At 42.2% G+C, this 17605-nt stretch carries 16 protein-coding genes and 1 pseudogene; 13 read left to right on the top strand and 4 right to left on the bottom strand.

Features of this window, described 5'->3' with window-relative positions; genetic code table 11:
* Positions 1 to 57: 57 nt before the first annotated feature.
* The gene (locus AC625_RS17410; protein ID WP_180320118.1) at positions 58 to 1182 is read right to left on the bottom strand and encodes an IscS subfamily cysteine desulfurase; all 1125 of its coding nucleotides are present in this window, start codon (positions 1180 to 1182) and stop codon (positions 58 to 60) included.
* A gap of 19 nt (positions 1183 to 1201) precedes the next feature.
* On the bottom strand, positions 1202 to 1378 hold the full coding sequence (locus tag AC625_RS28650; RefSeq protein WP_425415458.1) for a hypothetical protein: 177 nt from the start codon (positions 1376 to 1378) through the stop codon (positions 1202 to 1204).
* Between AC625_RS28650 and nadB the strand changes: the two genes are divergently transcribed.
* The 12 genes and pseudogenes from nadB to yajC all read left to right on the top strand — a co-directional run bounded on the left by nadB (position 1298) and on the right by yajC (position 14536).
* Positions 1298 to 2881 carry an L-aspartate oxidase gene (gene nadB / locus AC625_RS17405; protein ID WP_049682438.1) on the top strand — a complete coding sequence of 528 codons (1584 nt, stop codon included), beginning with the start codon at positions 1298 to 1300 and terminating at the stop codon, positions 2879 to 2881. The genes AC625_RS28650 and nadB overlap by 81 nt on opposite strands.
* The gene (gene nadC, locus AC625_RS17400; RefSeq protein ID WP_049682437.1) at positions 2862 to 3716 is read left to right on the top strand and encodes a carboxylating nicotinate-nucleotide diphosphorylase; all 855 of its coding nucleotides are present in this window, start codon (positions 2862 to 2864) and stop codon (positions 3714 to 3716) included. The genes nadB and nadC overlap by 20 nt, the downstream gene beginning before the upstream one ends.
* A 340-nt stretch (positions 3717 to 4056) precedes the next feature.
* Complete coding sequence (gene nadA, locus AC625_RS17395) at positions 4057 to 5163, top strand: quinolinate synthase NadA (protein WP_049682436.1); 1107 nt, start codon at positions 4057 to 4059, stop codon at positions 5161 to 5163.
* Between the two features lie 208 nt (positions 5164 to 5371).
* Positions 5372 to 5546: pseudogene (gene safA / locus AC625_RS28645) on the top strand (SafA/ExsA family spore coat assembly protein); the annotation flags it as partial.
* Between the two features lie 1953 nt (positions 5547 to 7499).
* Positions 7500 to 8507 carry a phosphotransferase gene (locus tag AC625_RS17385; protein ID WP_049682434.1) on the top strand — a complete coding sequence of 336 codons (1008 nt, stop codon included), beginning with the start codon at positions 7500 to 7502 and terminating at the stop codon, positions 8505 to 8507.
* A 106-nt stretch (positions 8508 to 8613) separates the two neighbouring features.
* A complete protein-coding gene (locus AC625_RS17380; RefSeq protein WP_245645110.1) occupies positions 8614 to 9321 on the top strand; it encodes a YhcN/YlaJ family sporulation lipoprotein in 708 nt (235 codons plus the stop codon).
* Positions 9322 to 9549: 228 nt separating this feature from the next.
* Positions 9550 to 10062 carry an intercompartmental signaling factor BofC gene (locus AC625_RS17375; RefSeq protein WP_053178131.1) on the top strand — a complete coding sequence of 171 codons (513 nt, stop codon included), beginning with the start codon at positions 9550 to 9552 and terminating at the stop codon, positions 10060 to 10062.
* Positions 10063 to 10239: 177 nt separating this feature from the next.
* On the top strand, positions 10240 to 10854 hold the full coding sequence (gene ruvA, locus AC625_RS17370) for a Holliday junction branch migration protein RuvA (protein ID WP_049682432.1): 615 nt from the start codon (positions 10240 to 10242) through the stop codon (positions 10852 to 10854).
* Between the two features lie 12 nt (positions 10855 to 10866).
* Positions 10867 to 11868, top strand: coding sequence for a Holliday junction branch migration DNA helicase RuvB (gene ruvB, locus AC625_RS17365; protein WP_049682431.1), 1002 nt, complete (start codon positions 10867 to 10869; stop codon positions 11866 to 11868).
* Positions 11869 to 12013: 145 nt separating this feature from the next.
* Positions 12014 to 13042: a tRNA preQ1(34) S-adenosylmethionine ribosyltransferase-isomerase QueA gene (gene queA / locus AC625_RS17360; RefSeq protein ID WP_049682430.1), complete on the top strand. Its 1029-nt coding sequence runs from the start codon at positions 12014 to 12016 to the stop codon at positions 13040 to 13042.
* A 31-nt stretch (positions 13043 to 13073) separates the two neighbouring features.
* Positions 13074 to 14213: a tRNA guanosine(34) transglycosylase Tgt gene (gene tgt, locus AC625_RS17355; RefSeq protein ID WP_049682429.1), complete on the top strand. Its 1140-nt coding sequence runs from the start codon at positions 13074 to 13076 to the stop codon at positions 14211 to 14213.
* Positions 14214 to 14251: 38 nt separating this feature from the next.
* Positions 14252 to 14536, top strand: coding sequence for a preprotein translocase subunit YajC (gene yajC, locus AC625_RS17350; protein WP_049682428.1), 285 nt, complete (start codon positions 14252 to 14254; stop codon positions 14534 to 14536).
* Between the two features lie 122 nt (positions 14537 to 14658).
* Here the strand turns inward: yajC and AC625_RS17345 are convergent, their stop codons facing one another.
* Positions 14659 to 15009 carry a TIGR04086 family membrane protein gene (locus tag AC625_RS17345; protein WP_342670999.1) on the bottom strand — a complete coding sequence of 117 codons (351 nt, stop codon included), beginning with the start codon at positions 15007 to 15009 and terminating at the stop codon, positions 14659 to 14661.
* A 227-nt stretch (positions 15010 to 15236) separates the two neighbouring features.
* Here AC625_RS17345 and AC625_RS17340 point away from each other — a divergent pair, with 227 nt between their 5' ends.
* Entirely contained in the window at positions 15237 to 15881 is a 645-nt protein-coding gene (locus AC625_RS17340) for a DUF421 domain-containing protein (RefSeq protein ID WP_049682426.1), read from the top strand.
* Between the two features lie 16 nt (positions 15882 to 15897).
* Here AC625_RS17340 and spoVB read toward each other — a convergent pair whose 3' ends face one another.
* Positions 15898 to 17460: a stage V sporulation protein B gene (gene spoVB / locus AC625_RS17335; RefSeq protein ID WP_049683796.1), complete on the bottom strand. Its 1563-nt coding sequence runs from the start codon at positions 17458 to 17460 to the stop codon at positions 15898 to 15900.
* Positions 17461 to 17605 lie beyond the last annotated feature (145 nt).

The following is a 17605-nucleotide window of genomic DNA, read 5'->3' as shown; positions in this document are numbered from 1 at the left end:
TTAACGAAATTATTGATATCCTCAGTTTATCATAAGAGACTGTAAACCGTAATCTTGTTATGAAACCGTAATAATGTCAATGATACAACGACACAGTTTTTTAACATCTTCCTCCGTTGTCCTTTTACCAAATGAAATCCGAATGAGCTGATGCGCTTCTTCTTCTGATTTTCCGCGGGCAATCATCGTTCTTGAAGGGTCTTGTTTGCCGATTTGACAAGCACTTCCTGTTGATATCGCAAATCCCATTCGATTTAATTCCAGCATGATATATTGGCCTTGGAATCCTCTACAAGTAAGCGCAAGAATGTATGGGGATTGAAAGGACGATTCAATAGCTTGGACATCCATGTCATGTTCGGATAGCTGGTTCAAGCAAAGATCGCGTAATGCTTTCATTCGAATGAACTCTTGACTTTGCTGGTCTACGAGAGCATTCGCTGCCGTAATAAAGGCGGCAATGCCAGGAACATTGACCGTGCCTGCGCGAAAACCCCCTTCATGCGTCATGTTTGGAATGGGTGGGGTAAGCTCGCTGATTTTAGGGAAAATCACAGCACCAACTCCCTTTGGCCCATACACTTTGTGGCTTGAAACACTTACGCTATCGCAAAGGGCACATATCGATTGAAGCGAAAATTTAGCAAAGGATTGAACACAATCGACATGTAAAAAAGCGCCACACTCTTGAGCCAATTGTCCAATTTCGGCTATCGGCTGAATGACGCCTGTTTCAGAGTTGACATGCTGAACAATGACCATGCATGTCCGTTCATGCAAACTTTCACATAGATGCTCAACATCAATTCTTCCATCTTCCAAATGCCGTAAATATGTAACTTCATAGCCTGATGCTGCAAGTTTTTTCACGTAGTTTGCAAGAGATGCGTGTTCTGTCTGACTGATCATGATATGATTTCGCGTCGGGTTTCGCGATGTTAAAAATGTCTCCAAGGCAAGGATATTGCTTTCGGTCCCTCCGCTTGTAAAAACAACACTCTCTTTTTTTACCCCAAGAATTTGGGCAAGTTGTTGCCGTGACACATCGAGTAGTCTAGAAGCATCCGTTCCGGTGTCGTGAAGGCTGCTACTATTGCCAAAGTAACATTGTGAAGCCTCGATCCAAATCTTCATTGCATCCGGATCCATTGGGGTTGTTGCTGCATAGTCAAAATATTTCAATATGTCCACATCCATTTATTTAGTTGAATAGACGGCTAGAAAAAAACTCTTGTAAATCATTTAATAGTATGTAAAGATATGTGTCAAGACATCTGTTTTTACAGGAGGCGGAAAAATGGACCCGGTGGATGTACTGATTATTGGTAGTGGTATTGCCGCTATGCAAACAGCGCTTACAGCTAGCAAGACTAAACATGTGATACTCATCACAAAATCAGAGCTAAGAGAAAGTAATTCTTACTTAGCTCAAGGTGGCATTGCTTGTGCGATCGCCAATGATGATAAACCTGAGCTACATAAAATAGATACAGTTTGTGCGGGTCGCCATTACAATAATCGACTTGCCGTTGACAAGCTTGTGAACGAAGGTCCTGTCGTAATGCAAGAACTCATGCATACAGGGATGGAGTTTGATTGTAACGAACATGGCGTGCCATTGTTAGGACTGGAAGGAGCGCATAGTCAAAGAAGGATTCTCCATCGTCAAGGTGATGCAACAGGAAAGCATCTGATGGAACATTATCTAAAGCGCTTAGCAAAATCCTCCGTACACGTGATGGAGCATACAGCAGCTATTGAATTAATTCTCGGAGAAGACGACTCATGTATGGGCGCCAAAACGATGAGCAAACAAGGGAAAATAAGCTCCATTTATGCAAATGCGGTTGTATTGGCAACAGGGGGCTGTGGATCGCTGTTTCGTTTCACTTCCAATTCACCGACTGTGAGCGGTGATGGCATTGCATTAGCCTTTAAAGCGGGAGCGAGAATTCGAGATATGGAATTCATTCAATTTCATCCGACCTTGCTTTATATTAAGGGCAAAACAGTAGGACTAGTGTCAGAAGCTGTTCGGGGGGAAGGGGCAGAGCTGGTTACCGAGTCAGGGAAGCGAATTATGAATGATGTGCATCGGCAAAAGGAGCTTGCTCCCCGTCATATAGTCGCGCAAACGATTTATTCTTATTTGAAAAATGGTGAACAAGTGTATCTAGATATCTCGATGATCTCTGATTTCAAAAAAAAGTTTCCGACCATTGCTGCGCTTTGTGAAAACAATGGGCTGGATTTAACAAAGGCGAGAATTCCGATTGCTCCGGGAAATCATTTTTTAATGGGTGGCATTGAAGTAGATGAATGGGGGAAAACGTCCGTTCAAGGTCTATATGCAGTAGGAGAAGTCGCTTGTACGGGTGTTCATGGTGCCAACCGCCTTGCGAGCAATTCACTTCTTGAAGGACTCGTTTTTGGCAAGTCGTTAGGCAAGCATCTTATAGAAGCACCTAAACGTGTTTGGCCTGCTGAAAAAAAGCAAACAAAACGAGTGGTGACACAACTAGCTTTACCTAATCTAACAGAGCTACAAGCAAATATAATGAATGATGCAGGAATCGTCCGTAATCAAGCGAATCTTTCCAGGTTGCTATCATGGCTGGAATCATTTGATCTGGAAGCACTATTGGATGTAGATGTGACAAAGCTTTCTTTACGTGAACTTGATAAAATCCACGCGATAATCGTGTCGTGGTTAATTGCCTATTCTGCATTAGAGAGAACTGAAAGTAGAGGTGGTCATTTTCGGACAGACTATCCGCTTGAAAATAATGAGAATTGGCGTGAAGAATCTGTTGTACTTGACCATCATTTAGCCATCCATCAATTGAAAGGTCGGGAACTGTATGAACCTATTGAAGCTTAAGCAATTATTGGAAGTGTTTTTCATCGAAGACATCGGTGAACGAGATGTGACGAGTGATACATTGTTTGTTGAAGATGAGCGTGGCACATTAACTTTTTTAGCGAAGGAAAAAGGTATTTTTTCAGGAAGTGATGTGGTTAAGACTGGCTTTTCATTACTTGATGAGGATGTATTTATCGAGTTCTTCGTGGAAGATGGTGAAGAATTTGAGGCAGGCTGTACACTTGTCTCCATCACTGGCAACATGGCGGCACTGTTGAAGGGTGAGCGAGTCGTTCTTAATTTAGTGCAGAGAATGTCTAGTATTGCAACGGCATCTAGGCAAGCTTGTACCATATTGGAAGGAACGAAGACGAAAGCTTGTGATACACGAAAAACAACGCCAGGCTTAAGAATGCTAGAAAAATATGCCGTTCGGTCTGGCGGGGCATTTAACCATCGCTACGGGTTATATGATGCTGTCATGATTAAGGATAATCATATTTCTTTCGCTGGTTCGATTACGAAAGCGGTTGAAATCGCTAAATCCAAGCTTGGTCATACCGTTAAGATCGAAGTGGAAACAGAATCAGCAGAACAAGTGAGAGAAGCGGTTGCAGCCGGCGCTGATATCATTATGTTTGATAATAGAACGCCAGAAGAAATTGCTGAGCTTGTCAAACTCGTGCCTGCTCCTATTGTAACGGAAGCTTCAGGGGGGATCACGCTAAATACTTTGGCCTTGTATCGCGAGACAAATGTTAATTTTATTTCGCTAGGCTGTCTGACACACAGCGTTCGGGCATTGGATATTAGCGCAAAAGTAATGGAATGTGAGGAGGTTACAACAGCTTAAAAAACCTATGAAAACCTATCAAATTATATATAGAAAAATTTAAAGAACATCACAGTTGGAAACTGTGGAATGTGGTGCATAAAACCGTAAGGATCAAAAACCAGGAATTACAACTGAAGGAGGTGTAATCCTGGTGCTAAAATCTTGGCGATAAGAATGGTTTGTCGCCACCCCGCTGGCTCTAACAGAGCACCGCAGGTCGTTTTGAACAATAGGTTCATGACAAGGGTGAGATTCCCTTCCTGATGGAATGACGTGAGAATCGTCACAGTATGTCCCTTTTTCTTGGTTCAGGGGGCGAAATGTAGTTTTTGATAGATTTTAGTAACCAGGTTCTGCAATGAGTATTTTGGATATGGTTAAAGCTACAACAAGTGTTTTACCTGAAACGTATAAAACGATGTCAAACGAACAAATGGAAGCCCGTGTTTGGGAAATTAAAAAAGAACTTGGCGGACGTTTGTTTATTCCGGGTCATCATTATCAGCGTGAGGAAGTGATTCAGTTTGCCGATGTAACGGGCGATTCCTTACAATTGGCACAGCTTTCCGCACAAAACCGTGAGGCGGAATCGATTGTGTTTTGCGGCGTTCACTTTATGGCGGAGACGGCTGATATTTTGACAACACGTGAGCAAACAGTCATTTTGCCAGATATGAGAGCAGGCTGTTCGATGGCGGATATGGCCGATATTGAGCAAACGGAACGAGCGTGGTCAAAGCTTTCGGCGATGTACGGTGACACGATTTTGCCACTTACGTATGTAAATTCAACAGCTGCCATTAAAGCTTTTGTCGGCAAAAATGGTGGAGCGACTGTCACCTCATCGAACGCCAAAGAAATGGTATCGTGGGCGTTTTCCGAAAAGCAACGAATTTTATTTTTACCTGATCAGCATTTAGGGAGAAATACCGCTTATGATCTGGGTATCCCTTTAGATAAAATGGCTGTCTGGGATCCGTATAAGGATGAACTAATTTATGATGGAAACGTCGAGGATGTTCTCGTGTTATTGTGGAAGGGACATTGTTCTGTTCATGAAAATTTCACAATAAAGAATATTGAAGCATTACGAGTGGAGCGTCCTGAGATGAATATCATTGTTCACCCAGAATGTCGCAGAGAAGTTGTCGAGAAGTCCGACTATGCCGGTTCGACTTCATATATTATCGATAAAATTGAAAATGCAAGTCCTGGAAGTGAGTGGGCAATCGGCACAGAAATGAATCTAGTCAAACGGTTGATCAACAAGTACCCAGATAAAAATATCATTTCCTTGAATCCCAATATGTGTCCGTGCTTGACGATGAACCGTATCGATTTACCTCATTTACTGTGGTCCTTGGAATCGATTGTAAAGGGCATTCGGTTTAATCCAATCGAAGTGCCACAAGAAATAGCAAGTGATGCCATTCTTGCCTTAAATCGCATGCTTGAACGGGCATAAGCAACAACATGGTGTTTAGTCGCCATGACTCGTTACTGCTTCTTAACTTAGCCACAGCTCACTTTAGAATGTCTTAATGGCATTCTTTTTTTATGTTCTAAAAGAGCTTTTTCCTAAGCGGTAAGCAGGGTTGCGCTCATAAAAACGTCATCTCCCGCATAAGTTTTCATGATAATGATAGCAATTTGCCTAACGCTTCATAGTATATATGGACTTATGCATAGGAGGGGTTTGCAGCGTGAAAATTCATATAGTCCAAAAAGGTGATACCCTTTGGAAACTTTCCAAGAAATATGGGGTAAGTTTTGAAGAGCTTAAAAAAGTTAATACACAGCTTAGCAATCCAGATATGATGATGCCAGGTATGAAAATAAAGATTCCTGGAGCAAGTGGGCATGTTGCGAAAGAAGGGCACCATCATGCGAAAATCAATTATGGTACGAAGGCTGGGGCTGTGGAGCAACACCCCATCATGAAAGAACAACATGTTGTGAAGGAATATCCGATCGTGAAAGAGCATCATGTAGTAAAGGAACATCCCATTGCGAAAGAGCAACATGTAGTAAAAGAACACCCGGTTGTGAAAGAGCATAAAGAACACAAAGAGCACAAAAAAGAGCATCACAAAGTAAAAGAACACCCGATCGTGAAAGAAAAAATAATCGTGAAGGAACAACCGATAATAAAGGAAGTGCCAATTCCTCAACCGGTTATTCCAGAAATTGATATTAATAACTATTATATGGTGAATATGGCAAATATGAATGTGCAAAAGCCTGTTGTACAGCCACAAATGCCTGTGATACCTGAACAGCCAAAACATGTGCTACCAAGTTATGAAGTAGAAGAAAGTGTTGAATCCATGGAAGTTGAATGTGTGCAGGAGGAAATTCTCGTAGAGGAGTGTATGCCTATTACACCTATAATGCCAGGTACTGGTTTTTGTTATCCGCCACCGCCTAATCCTTGGGCCTATGCACAAATGCCTGGTATGGTAGCGGGCGCACAAAGCATGCCGAGTCCAATCGGTTACGGATATCCTGATCAGCCGGTTTACGGTACAGGATATCCGATGCCACAGGTTGCATCTCATCAGCATCATATGGATGAATCTTCATCGTCTTCTGATGAAGTGCATCACCACCATCATCAATATGGAAATGAAAATATACATGGAGTCATGAATCAACAGCCTTATCAGCAATATCCGGATTATCAAGTTCCATATGTTCAACAGGAGTCCTCCGTTGAGTCTGGTGAAGTAATGGGTTCTCAATACAATCCGTATGCACAGCCACAATACGCACCATCAAGTGTTCCACCTTTAGCAAATCAAGAACAAGATTGTGGCTGTGGACCTAAACATGTAGCACAACCATATAATCCGTATCAGCCGGGCTATGCAATGGGCTCTGGGCATCATCATCAAGCTATGAATCCACAAGTAAATCCCAATATGGAAGGGTACCACCATACAGAATCATCCGATGATTCAGATCACCACATTCCGGTTGCACATTCAGGTTACGGAGGCCAGCCGGGCTATGCAATGAACCCTGGACATCACGAACAAGCTATGAATCCACAAGTAAATCCTAATATGGAAGGGTACCACCATACAGAATCATCCGATGATCCAGATCACCACATTCCGGTTGCACAACCAGGCTACGGAGGTCAACCAGGCTACGGAGGTCAACCAGGCTACGGAGGTCAACCAGGTTACGGAGGTCAACCAGGCTACGGAGGTCAACCAGGTTACGGAGGTCAACCAGGCTACGGAGGTCAACCGGGTTACGGAGGTCAACCGGGTTACGGAGGTCAACCAGGTTACGGGGGTCAACCAGGTTACGGAGGTCAGCCAGGCTACGGAAGTCAGCCGAGTTACGGAGGTCAACCAGGGTTCGGAGGTCAACCAGGTTTTGGTGGTCAACCCGGACCGGGTGGCCAGCCAGGGTTCGGAGGTCAACCAGGTTTTGGTGGTCAACCCGGATCAGGTGGCCAGCCAGGGTTCGGAGGTCAACCAGGTTTTGGTGGTCAACCCGGACCGGGTGGCCAGCCAGGGTTCGGAGGTCAACCAGGTTTTGGTGGTCAACCCGGACCAGGTGGCCAGCCAGGGTTCGGAGGTCAACCAGGTTTTGGTGGTCAATCCGGACCGGGTGGCCAGCCAGGGTTCGGAAGTCAACCAGGTTTTGGTGGTCAACCCGGACCGGGTGGCCAGCCAGGGTTCGGAGGTCAACCAGGTTTTGGTGGTCAACCCGGACCGGGTGGCCAACTAGGATTTGGAGGTTATCCAGGCTACGGAGGCCAACCAGATATTATGCCAGGAAGGGTGAATGCACCACAAACGTTTGGACGACCAACATTTGCTGACGAAAGTGATGGATATTAAGGCAATGGGAGACAGTGTATTTTACACCTGTCTCCTCTCTCATTTGCAGAACCATATGATACATCCATCGAAAATAGAACATTTACGTAGCTCTGTTTATCTCATCCATTGTAACAACCGACTTTTTATCATAAAAGGGTTTGATTCGAATCAAACATTGAACAATCAAAAAGAATTGACTCAACGATTAAAAAAGAACGGGTTTATCCATACGTATTCATTTATAGAAGATCTACCTACGTTTGAATATGACGGTCAAGTATTTGGAGCAATCGAGTACATTCAACCATCATCGGACCGTTTTCATTTCGGTAGTGAAAAAAATCGTATCGAAGGATTGACTGTACTTCATACATTTCATAACAGCACCGGCTTAAATTTAACGAATAACCTCTCTCATTTTAATCAAATTGTTAAATGGGAAGAACGATTGAGGATATTTTGTAAATATCAGCCGATAATCGGTGAGTATGTTGCTGAATCGATTTTATCAAGTTGGATAAATTGGGCCAAGTGGGCATTGGTAGGCATGAAACAGCATGAAACAGAGCTGATGGCTGAGAAGAAAGTAATCATTCACGGCGATTGCGCTCACCACAATTTTTTAAGAAAGCAGGATGGAGAACTTGCCTTACTTGATTTTGACTTAATTGCTTACGCACCGCCGTTTATCGACTATTTGCAGTATTGCAGTCGAATCTTGCCCTATTTAGTTGACCCGGCAAAAGAGCTATGGTTCTATCCAGAAATAGCAACATATAAAGAGAATAAAGCGTTCTTATATGCACTTACGTATCCAACCGATATATTGCGCGAGTGGAATCGTCTGTGCAAAAATCATCTTTCCCATCATTCAGCACAGCTGCATAGAATATGGAAGATGACCATCGAACAATTTGCGAAACGGATGAAATTCAATGAAGAGATTGCGGGTATGATCGAATCGCTCTGACAAGAATCCTCTCGCCTGGACGCAACTGACAGTGTAAAAACCTCAACTGAAATGGAAACTAATGTAGAGCATAAGCTCATTCCATTTTAGGAGGTTTTTTTAATTGGTGCAGAAAAAAATACACGTTCTCCTATGTGTCGTTTTGCTTGCCGGGCTCATTGGTTGCTCGGCTAATAATCAGGCTGGGGGAAAGAATCAAGAGGATGTCCTAAATACGGGCGGTCATTATACGAATGAAAAGGATAGCTTGGTCCGGCAAATAACGTATCAAGCACCAATTGGACAAGTAGTGCACGATTATAGCGAAGCCAATCGGATTCAAGAAAATCTACAGAAAAATGGCGAAAACCCTACCATACCGAGATCAGAATACGGCAATGGATTACTATTTCAAGAACGAATTTCCAGCCCAAAAGATCGTAATTACCATGGCCACATCACCCAACTAAGGACGAAATCGTCTTATTACAATGCGTATGAAGGAACGCTTGTCGACGCCATCATGAAACAGGCAAACAAAGTCGACCATGTGAAAGAATCATGCGCGATTGTCAGAGATAAAGAGCTCATTGTTACATTATTGCTTGATGATTATTCGAGGGACGCAGCAATTGCTGCCAAACAAGAGGTAACAAGTAGGGTCCAACCAATGGCTGGCAATCGTACCTTGTACGTCCTGACTGATCAAGGAGTTTATTATCGCACAACAGTGCTTGACAATAAGCTTCGTGGTGGCGGACCAAAAGAGCAAGTCATCTTGAACGTGGAAAATATGATGGAAACTTTAGGGGTACATGAGCACCATTTGGAATAAATTTCAGAGGGTCTGACCTCACACTCTATACACCGTTTATGATGTTTTTGATACGTCATATAAACGGTATATAAACGATGTGGGGTCTGATCTTTTTTTATGAGTAAAATCGCTCTTACTGGCCAAACTATGAAATAAAGTGAAACTTTCATCAGTGTTTTTTTATCCTCACTGATGGTTAGTTAACTCAGGATACATGATTCCACTTCGGCAGAAGAGGTGATAGTAGTGAAATTGAAATTAGTCTTTCTTTCTATTCTTTTAACAGGAATAGCTTGGATTGGCTCTGTTTCATCGGCATCAGAGCAAACATCTGTGATTCCGGCAGTTCCGGAAAGAAAGGTCGTATTACAGCGGGTGTATTTGGACGGCGAGATGAGTGAAGAGACGCGTACAGAGTCTATTTTAGCGATGAAGGATTTCTGGGCGGAATATGCAGGCTGGCAGCTCGTTGACCAAAATAATGAAAAAATCACTTTGAAGAAAAACGAGTCTGATATTTCTCCATTACTAAAATCAAATGGCTTTTTCGGAGTAAGTGAAGATGGAACATTCTCTATTTTCAACGGCAAACCTGAGGAACAAAGAATCATTCAATCCTTTTTTCATATTGATATTGAGCAGTTAGAAGTGAAAAAACAAGAAGAGCTCGTCCAAGGAATTCCCATTCTGAATAAGAATCAGTATGAAAAGGTGCTGGAAGCGTACAAGTCATATTCTCTTCCAAATGATGAAAAGTGAATGAATCCATTCAATAAAAAATAGGCATGTTTCGTTTAAGGAAAGGTGACGAACATGTCTGTTTGTGTTGTTTTTTTAAAAAACACATATTGCCATCTTGATAGCAATCATTTCTCTGTCTTGTCCGTGTTTTTATGGTAAAATGAGAGGTAAAGCAAATTCAGGGAGCGAAGAGATTTGTATAATTATATAAAAGGAACCATTGATTATATTGGACCGGAATACATAGTGGTGGAAAATGGGGAGATTGGCTATCAGATTATGACGCCCAATCCTTTTGTTTTTTCTTCAAAGGTGAATGAAAAGGTGCAGATCTTTGTCTACCACCATGTACGCGAGGATAGCGCCGCGTTTTATGGCTTTGAAACGCGTGAGCAAAAAGCATTGTTCACAAAATTGTTGAATGTAACCGGAATTGGTCCAAAGGGAGCGCTTGCGATTTTGGCTTCCGGCCAAGTTGAGCAAGTAGTGCAGGCAATCGAGAATGAAGATGAAAGCTTCCTTGTGAAATTTCCGGGCGTCGGCAAAAAAACGGCCCGTCAAATTGTTCTTGATTTAAAAGGGAAGCTTGAGAATATCATTCCAGATGCTTTTCCGAATCTTTTCAATGATGGCCACGCTAAAGCTGTGAGAGCTGCTGGATACAGTGAAGCGTTGGAAGAGGCGACACTTGCGTTAAAAGCACTTGGGTATTCCGAGAAAGAAGTTCAGCGGGTAGCGAAGAAGCTTTTGGATGAGGAAATGACGACAGAACAATATATTAAAAAAGCATTGCAAATGATGTTAAGATAAGGGGTGGCGAACATGGAGGAGAGACTGCTCAACCAGGAAGCGGAATTGAACGAACAATCCTTTGAACAAAGCCTACGACCTCAATATTTAAAACAATATATTGGCCAAGAAAAAGTAAAGGCGAATTTAAGTGTTTATATAGAAGCTGCGAAAATGCGTGAAGAAACATTGGATCATGTTCTTTTATATGGACCACCTGGGCTTGGGAAAACAACCCTTGCCGTGATTATTGCGAATGAAATGGGTGTGAATGTCCGGACAACATCAGGTCCTGCGATTGAAAGGCCTGGTGATTTAGCGGCGATTCTTAGTGCGCTTGAGCCAGGTGATGTTCTGTTTATCGATGAAATCCACCGTCTGCCGCGCACTGTTGAAGAAGTACTATATCCAGCAATGGAAGATTTCTGTTTAGATATCGTCATTGGAAAAGGACCGACTGCCCGTTCTGTAAGAATTGACTTGCCGCCCTTTACGCTTGTCGGAGCAACGACTCGGGCCGGTTCCTTGTCTGCGCCATTGCGGGATCGTTTTGGCGTATTAAGCAGGCTTGAATATTACACGGAACCACAGCTTGCCGATATTATCGTTCGGACTGCTGTGATTATGGAAACAGAAATGGATCAACACGCAGCAGGGGAATTAGCGCGACGCTCTCGAGGCACGCCTCGGATTGCCAATCGATTGCTACGAAGAGTTCGTGATTTTGCCCAAGTACGTGGAGATGGTACAATTACACGGGACATGGCGGATTATGCGCTTGAATTAATGCAAGTAGACCGTTTAGGCTTAGATCATATTGACCATAAATTACTTAAAGGTATTATTGAAAAATTCCGTGGTGGCCCTGTTGGTTTAGAAACGATTGCAGCGACAATCGGCGAAGAATCCCATACGATTGAGGATGTCTACGAACCATATCTTCTGCAAATCGGTTTTATCCAGCGAACGCCAAGAGGTCGGATTGTGACAGAGCTTGTCTACAGGCATTTTCAGATTGACCCTCTAAATGAATAAAGTGTAACTTCCAAAAGTAGGTTTTTTTATCCCCCACTGATGGTTAGTTGAACCGGGATAATTACGTAGTCGAAAAACTCATTGGACGACCCGGTATATGTTTTGGCATCAAGAGAATGATTTAATGATTTAGGAAGTGAAAAAGTTGAAGGTAGATTTATTTGATTTTCATTTACCAGAAGAATTGATTGCACAAGTTCCGCTTTTAGACCGTGAATCAAGCCGATTAATGGTGTTGAATAAAGAGACTGGTGAGATAGCGCATGAAACATTTAAGCAAATAACGAACTATCTGAAGCCGGGGGATTGCCTCGTATTGAATGATACGAAGGTTCTTCCGGCAAGATTATTCGGTAATAAAGATGGTACAGGGGCGAAGATAGAAGTTCTTCTTTTGAAGCAGCAAGAAACGGATTCGTGGGAAACGCTCGTCAAACCAGCAAAACGGATTAAAGAAGGGTCTGTCATTGTATTCGGAGATGGCAAGCTTAAAGCCGTCTGTACGGGAGTGCTTGAGCATGGCGGCAGAATCCTTGACTTTAGCTATGAAGGGATTTTTTACGAAGTGCTGGACGAGCTAGGTACGATGCCGCTGCCACCTTATATTAAAGAACAACTGGATGATCAGGATCGCTATCAAACTGTTTTTGCCAGAGAGCGGGGATCAGCAGCAGCTCCAACAGCGGGGTTGCATTTTACCGACCAACTTTTGGAGAAAATAAAAGAGATGGGCGTTCATATCGCCTTTATCACATTGCATGTTGGCCTAGGCACCTTCCGTCCTGTGAGTGTCGATGATATCGACAACCATGATATGCATTCGGAATTTTATCAAATGACGGCAGATACAGCACAGATTTTGAATCAAGTTCGTTCAGCTGGTGGAAGGATTATTACAGTCGGCACGACGTCAACACGAACACTGGAAACAATCGCAACGCGTCATGATGGTGTTTTTCAAGAAGAAAGTGGCTGGACGAGTATCTTCATTCATCCTGGTTATGAGTTTAAGGGGATCGATGGCATGATTACCAATTTCCATTTGCCAAAATCCACCTTGATCATGTTAGTCAGTGCTCTGTCTAACAGAGAACATGTGCTACATGCTTATGAAACAGCCGTTTTAGAAAAATACCGCTTTTTCAGTTTCGGCGATGCGATGCTGATTATCTAAAAAAATTTAAAAAATAAAGGAGTTACTACTTTTGACTGCAATACGTTACGAACATATTAAAACTTGTAAACAAAGTGGTGCGAGACTAGGAATTGTTCATACACCACACGGTTCTTATGAAACGCCGGCATTTATGCCAGTAGGAACGATGGCAACTGTAAAAACAATGTCACCAGAGGATCTAAAACAAATGGGTGCCAATATTATTTTAAGTAATACGTATCATCTATGGCTTCGTCCGGGTCATGATATTATTAAGGAAGCCGGCGGTCTGCATAAGTTTATGAACTGGGACCGTGCTATTTTAACCGACTCTGGCGGCTTCCAAGTATTTAGCTTAAGTGATTTCCGGAAAATTGAAGAAGAAGGCGTTCATTTCCGAAATCATTTGAATGGGGACAAGCTTTTCTTAAGTCCAGAAAAAGCGATGGAAATTCAAAATGCACTCGGCTCTGATATTATGATGGCGTTTGATGAATGCCCGCCATTCCCAGCAACTGAAGAGTATATGAGAAAATCGGTTGAACGTACGTCGCGTTGGGCTGAACGTTGTTTAAACGCTCACGAGCGTCCACAAGATCAAGGGTTATTCGGGATTGTCCAAGGTGGCGAATTCGAACATTTACGTAAACAAAGTGCCAAAGATCTTGTTTCACTAGATTTCCCTGGTTATGCAATTGGTGGTTTATCTGTTGGTGAACCGAAAGACATTATGAACCGCGTGCTCGAATTTACAACGCCACTATTGCCAAGTGATAAGCCGCGTTACTTAATGGGGGTAGGCTCACCGGATTCCTTAATTGATGGTGCGATTCGCGGGGTAGATATGTTTGATTGTGTCCTGCCAACAAGGATTGCCCGTAATGGAACATTAATGACAAGCAACGGTCGATTAGTTGTGAAAAATGCGAAGTATGCGCGTGATTTCGGACCAATCGATGAAAACTGTGATTGCCATGTTTGTAAAAATTACAGTCGTGCGTATATTCGACACTTAATTAAATGTGAAGAAACGTTCGGAATTCGATTAACTACTTACCATAACCTTCATTTTCTGTTAAACTTAATGGAACAAGTCAGACAAGCGATACGTGAAGATCGTCTGTTAGACTTTAGAGAAGAATTTTTTGAGCAATACGGTTTTAATAAGCCAAATGCTAGGAATTTCTAACTCAAAAAAATAGATATTATTCAGAAAGGAGAGATATTATGCCACAAGGACTAGGTGGAATTCTACCATTAGTATTAATGTTTGTTCTGTTTTACTTTTTATTGATTCGTCCAAATCAAAAGCGACAAAAAGCGGTTAATTTGATGCAATCAAGCTTAAAAAGAGGGGACAAAGTCGTGACAATCGGCGGCCTCCACGGGACGATTGACAGTATTGAAGATGCAACAGCTATCATTAAAGCGACAGACGGAAGTAAACTGAAATTCGAGCGTTCTGCAATCCGCGAAGTAAAGGAAAGTGCTCCGGAAAAAGAACTCGTATAATCAGAATGAAAAAGATATCACAAAAGGGTCTGATCTCGCACTCTAAATCAGTATGTAGTGTTTCGTACACGTATCTTATACTGTATTTAGTTGCTGCGGGGTCTGACCCTTTGCTTTTTTTGTTACGTTTGTGATGAGCTCATATTCACCCCAAGAACGCCGCCCATCATCGCGGTCACGATGAAGCAGCCTTGATGAATCCATTGCTTCAGTGAGAATAGTGAGTCGTGACCAAGATATTGGAACATCAGGATAATCAGTACATAAAGCACCCCTGTACCACTTCCTAACAGCAACCCTTGTTTTTTTCCCTTGCCACCTGAAACAAAACCCCCAATAAACAATGTCATAAAAGAAAGCGCCATAATAATATAAGTGAGTGAATGTTCCGTAACACTCGTAAATCGCAGAATCATTGAAAAAATAAAGCTGAAAAGAATGATTAATATAAAAATGACGCCCACTCCATACAAAACTGCAGTCCCCATTTTTCTCGTTTCGATTGTATTCCTCCCCCTTCAAAATGACTCAAGTCTTAAAATGGCCTAGATGTCTTTGTACAAGCATATTCTATAGACCTGGGTTTTAGACCAGATGATGGGAATGAAAAATGTAACAACCCATTCTACTCAATCGACATAAATAATTTTTAGACTTCAGGCTATCCTAAAAGAGATTGCAATGATTGGGGGTCTAGTTCATGAACGATTATTTAACGGTAGGTTTACGAACCGTTATCATTTATTTGCTCATTCTTTTGGTTTTTAGATTAATGGGGAAACGAGAAGTAGGAGAATTGAGTGTGTTGGATTTAGTGATTTTTATCATGATTGGTGAAATGGCGGCTCTGGCGATTGAGAATTTTGATAAACCGATTATGCATACCGTTTTGCCGATGTTGATTCTAATGGTTATCCAAATTATTTTAGCTCTTGCATCATTAAAAAGCACAAAGGTCAGAAAAATCATTGATGGCTCACCGACAGTCATTGTGAATAAAGGGAAAATAGATGAAGCAGCCATGAAGAGTCAGCGCTATAATTTCGATGATTTGCTTATGCAGCTGCGAGCACAAAATATTCTGAGTGTTAGTGATGTTGAATATGCGATATTAGAAACGTCTGGTGAGCTTTCTGTAATCGAAAAAAAGCAAGTGAGAAAGTCGGATAAAACAGGTCCTTTTCCGCTCATTCTTGATGGGGAATTACTAACATCCAATTTAAAATACATTAACAAATCTCCCGAATGGTTGATGAAGCAGATCGAGCAAAAAGGCTATACGGATATCAATCTCATCTCGTTTTGTAGCTATATTGACGGTCAATTGTTTATTGATGAAAAATAAAGCCTCGCGCATTTTTTCAGCGCCAGGCAAATCTTGCAAGCATATGGCCAATAACCGGAATCCGCTGGAGTTCGGTTTTCTTTATTTCCCCAAGGAGCAGTAGAAGAATGCCGAATGTGAAGACCATATTTATGCATGAAATCAATAGTCGGGGTAATAAAGGTTGAGAAGCGAACAAGGTAAAATAAGAATAATGTCCACAAAATCCTGAGAGCAGTGTAATCAATACGGTCGATGCATATAAACGAAGATGGACCGTAACCGGGATGATTTTTAAAAGAGTCGTGAAATGTAGGAACGTGACTAATACAGTGCCCACGGCAATTCCAATTGCGGCACCCATGATGCCGAAGCTCTCTTTAGAAGCGAGAAACCAAATGGCGGCAATTTTGATAATCGAACCAATTAAGCTGTTTACCATCGCAGCCTTTGCTAAATTCAGTGCCTGAAGCATCGACTGCAACGGCGTTTGAAAATAAAATAAAATGAAAAACGGCGCTAAAAATTTGATGAAAACGGCTGCATTGTCAGAGCCATACATGATTTGTAAGATTGGTTCTGCTAGGACGAATAAAACGACAACCGCTAAGGCACCCGTAATCAACGTAATTCGGATTGATTGTTGAAGGCGTCGCTCAATTAATTTTGTATCACCAACCGATTGGGCTTCGCTAATGGAAGGGATGAGTGATGTTGCGAGCGACGCGGTCACGAAAGATGGCAGCATTAATAAAGGCAGGGCATATCCTGTTAGTTCCCCATATTGCTTTGTCGCAACGGATGCGGTTAATCCGGCAATAGCAAGGCTTTGGGCAACGACAATTGGCTCAAGAAACCAAGCAACATTGCCAATGAAACGGCTACCAGTATTCGGTAAGGCAATCCCCATTAATTCCTTAAACGTACTTTTTCCAGATGAAAAAACGGAAAAGAAATTTTTACGCATTTTAAAATGCTTTTTAATTTTAAACATCGTAAGTAAATAAACGAGTGAAACAAGTTCACCGATAATGGAAGCAAACATCGCACCAGCTGCTGCGTATTCAATCCCATACGGTAGAAACGCTTTCGTCAAAACGGCAATAAAGGTAATCCTGGCCATTTGTTCAATGACTTGCGAAAACGCAAATGGCTTCATATTTTGCTTGCCTTGGAAATAGCCGCGAATCACCGATGAAATGGCGATAATCGGCACAATTGGCGCAATCGCCATTAACGGCCACACTGTGCGCTCATCTGTGAAAAGATGCTGAGACAGCCAAGGGGCTAGCAAAATCATAGCTGGTGTGAAAATCAGTGATAACGTGAGTGTGCAGGTAATCGAAACAACAAGGATTTTCTTTACTTTTCGTTCATCACCCTTAGCATTCGCTTCTGCGACATACTTCGAAATTGCAACGGGTAAGCCAAGTTGTGTAATATTGACAACAAGGAACAGGGTGGGAAGCGCCATCATGTATAGACCAACGCCCTCTTCACCGATGAAACGGGCAATGACGATTCGATTAATAAAGCCTAGAATCCTCGTAATTAAGCTCGCAGCAAGCAAAATGAGGGTTCCTTTTAAAAATTTCGACATGCGATTCATCCCTGCCTTCTCAAAAAAGCTAATATCATTTACAATTATCTATATGAAAATGTGGACAAAGCATGACCTAGACTTCTAAAAAATGCTTAGGAAATTAGAAAAAGCACTGTGCTAGACAGTTAAATTCGTGAAAATA

The organism is Peribacillus loiseleuriae (genome assembly GCF_001183985.1).
GTDB lineage: Bacteria > Bacillota > Bacilli > Bacillales > DSM-1321 > Peribacillus > Peribacillus loiseleuriae.
The sequence above is the reverse complement of the archived record's forward strand: the minus strand, read 5'-3'. Positions and strand labels throughout refer to the sequence as shown.

Coding starts and splice junctions, on each gene's coding strand:
- AC625_RS17385 (WP_049682434.1), top strand. CDS start 7,500: ATGCACCACAAACGTTTGGACGACCAACATTTGCTGACGAAAGTGATG.
- AC625_RS17340 (WP_049682426.1), top strand. CDS start 15,237: ATGAACGATTATTTAACGGTAGGTTTACGAACCGTTATCATTTATTTG.
- nadC (WP_049682437.1), top strand. CDS start 2,862: ATGAACCTATTGAAGCTTAAGCAATTATTGGAAGTGTTTTTCATCGAA.
- yajC (WP_049682428.1), top strand. CDS start 14,252: ATGCCACAAGGACTAGGTGGAATTCTACCATTAGTATTAATGTTTGTT.
- nadA (WP_049682436.1), top strand. CDS start 4,057: ATGAGTATTTTGGATATGGTTAAAGCTACAACAAGTGTTTTACCTGAA.
- spoVB (WP_049683796.1), bottom strand. CDS start 17,460: ATGTCGAAATTTTTAAAAGGAACCCTCATTTTGCTTGCTGCGAGCTTA.
- nadB (WP_049682438.1), top strand. CDS start 1,298: ATGGACCCGGTGGATGTACTGATTATTGGTAGTGGTATTGCCGCTATG.
- ruvB (WP_049682431.1), top strand. CDS start 10,867: ATGGAGGAGAGACTGCTCAACCAGGAAGCGGAATTGAACGAACAATCC.
- AC625_RS28650 (WP_425415458.1), bottom strand. CDS start 1,378: ATGTTTAGTCTTGCTAGCTGTAAGCGCTGTTTGCATAGCGGCAATACC.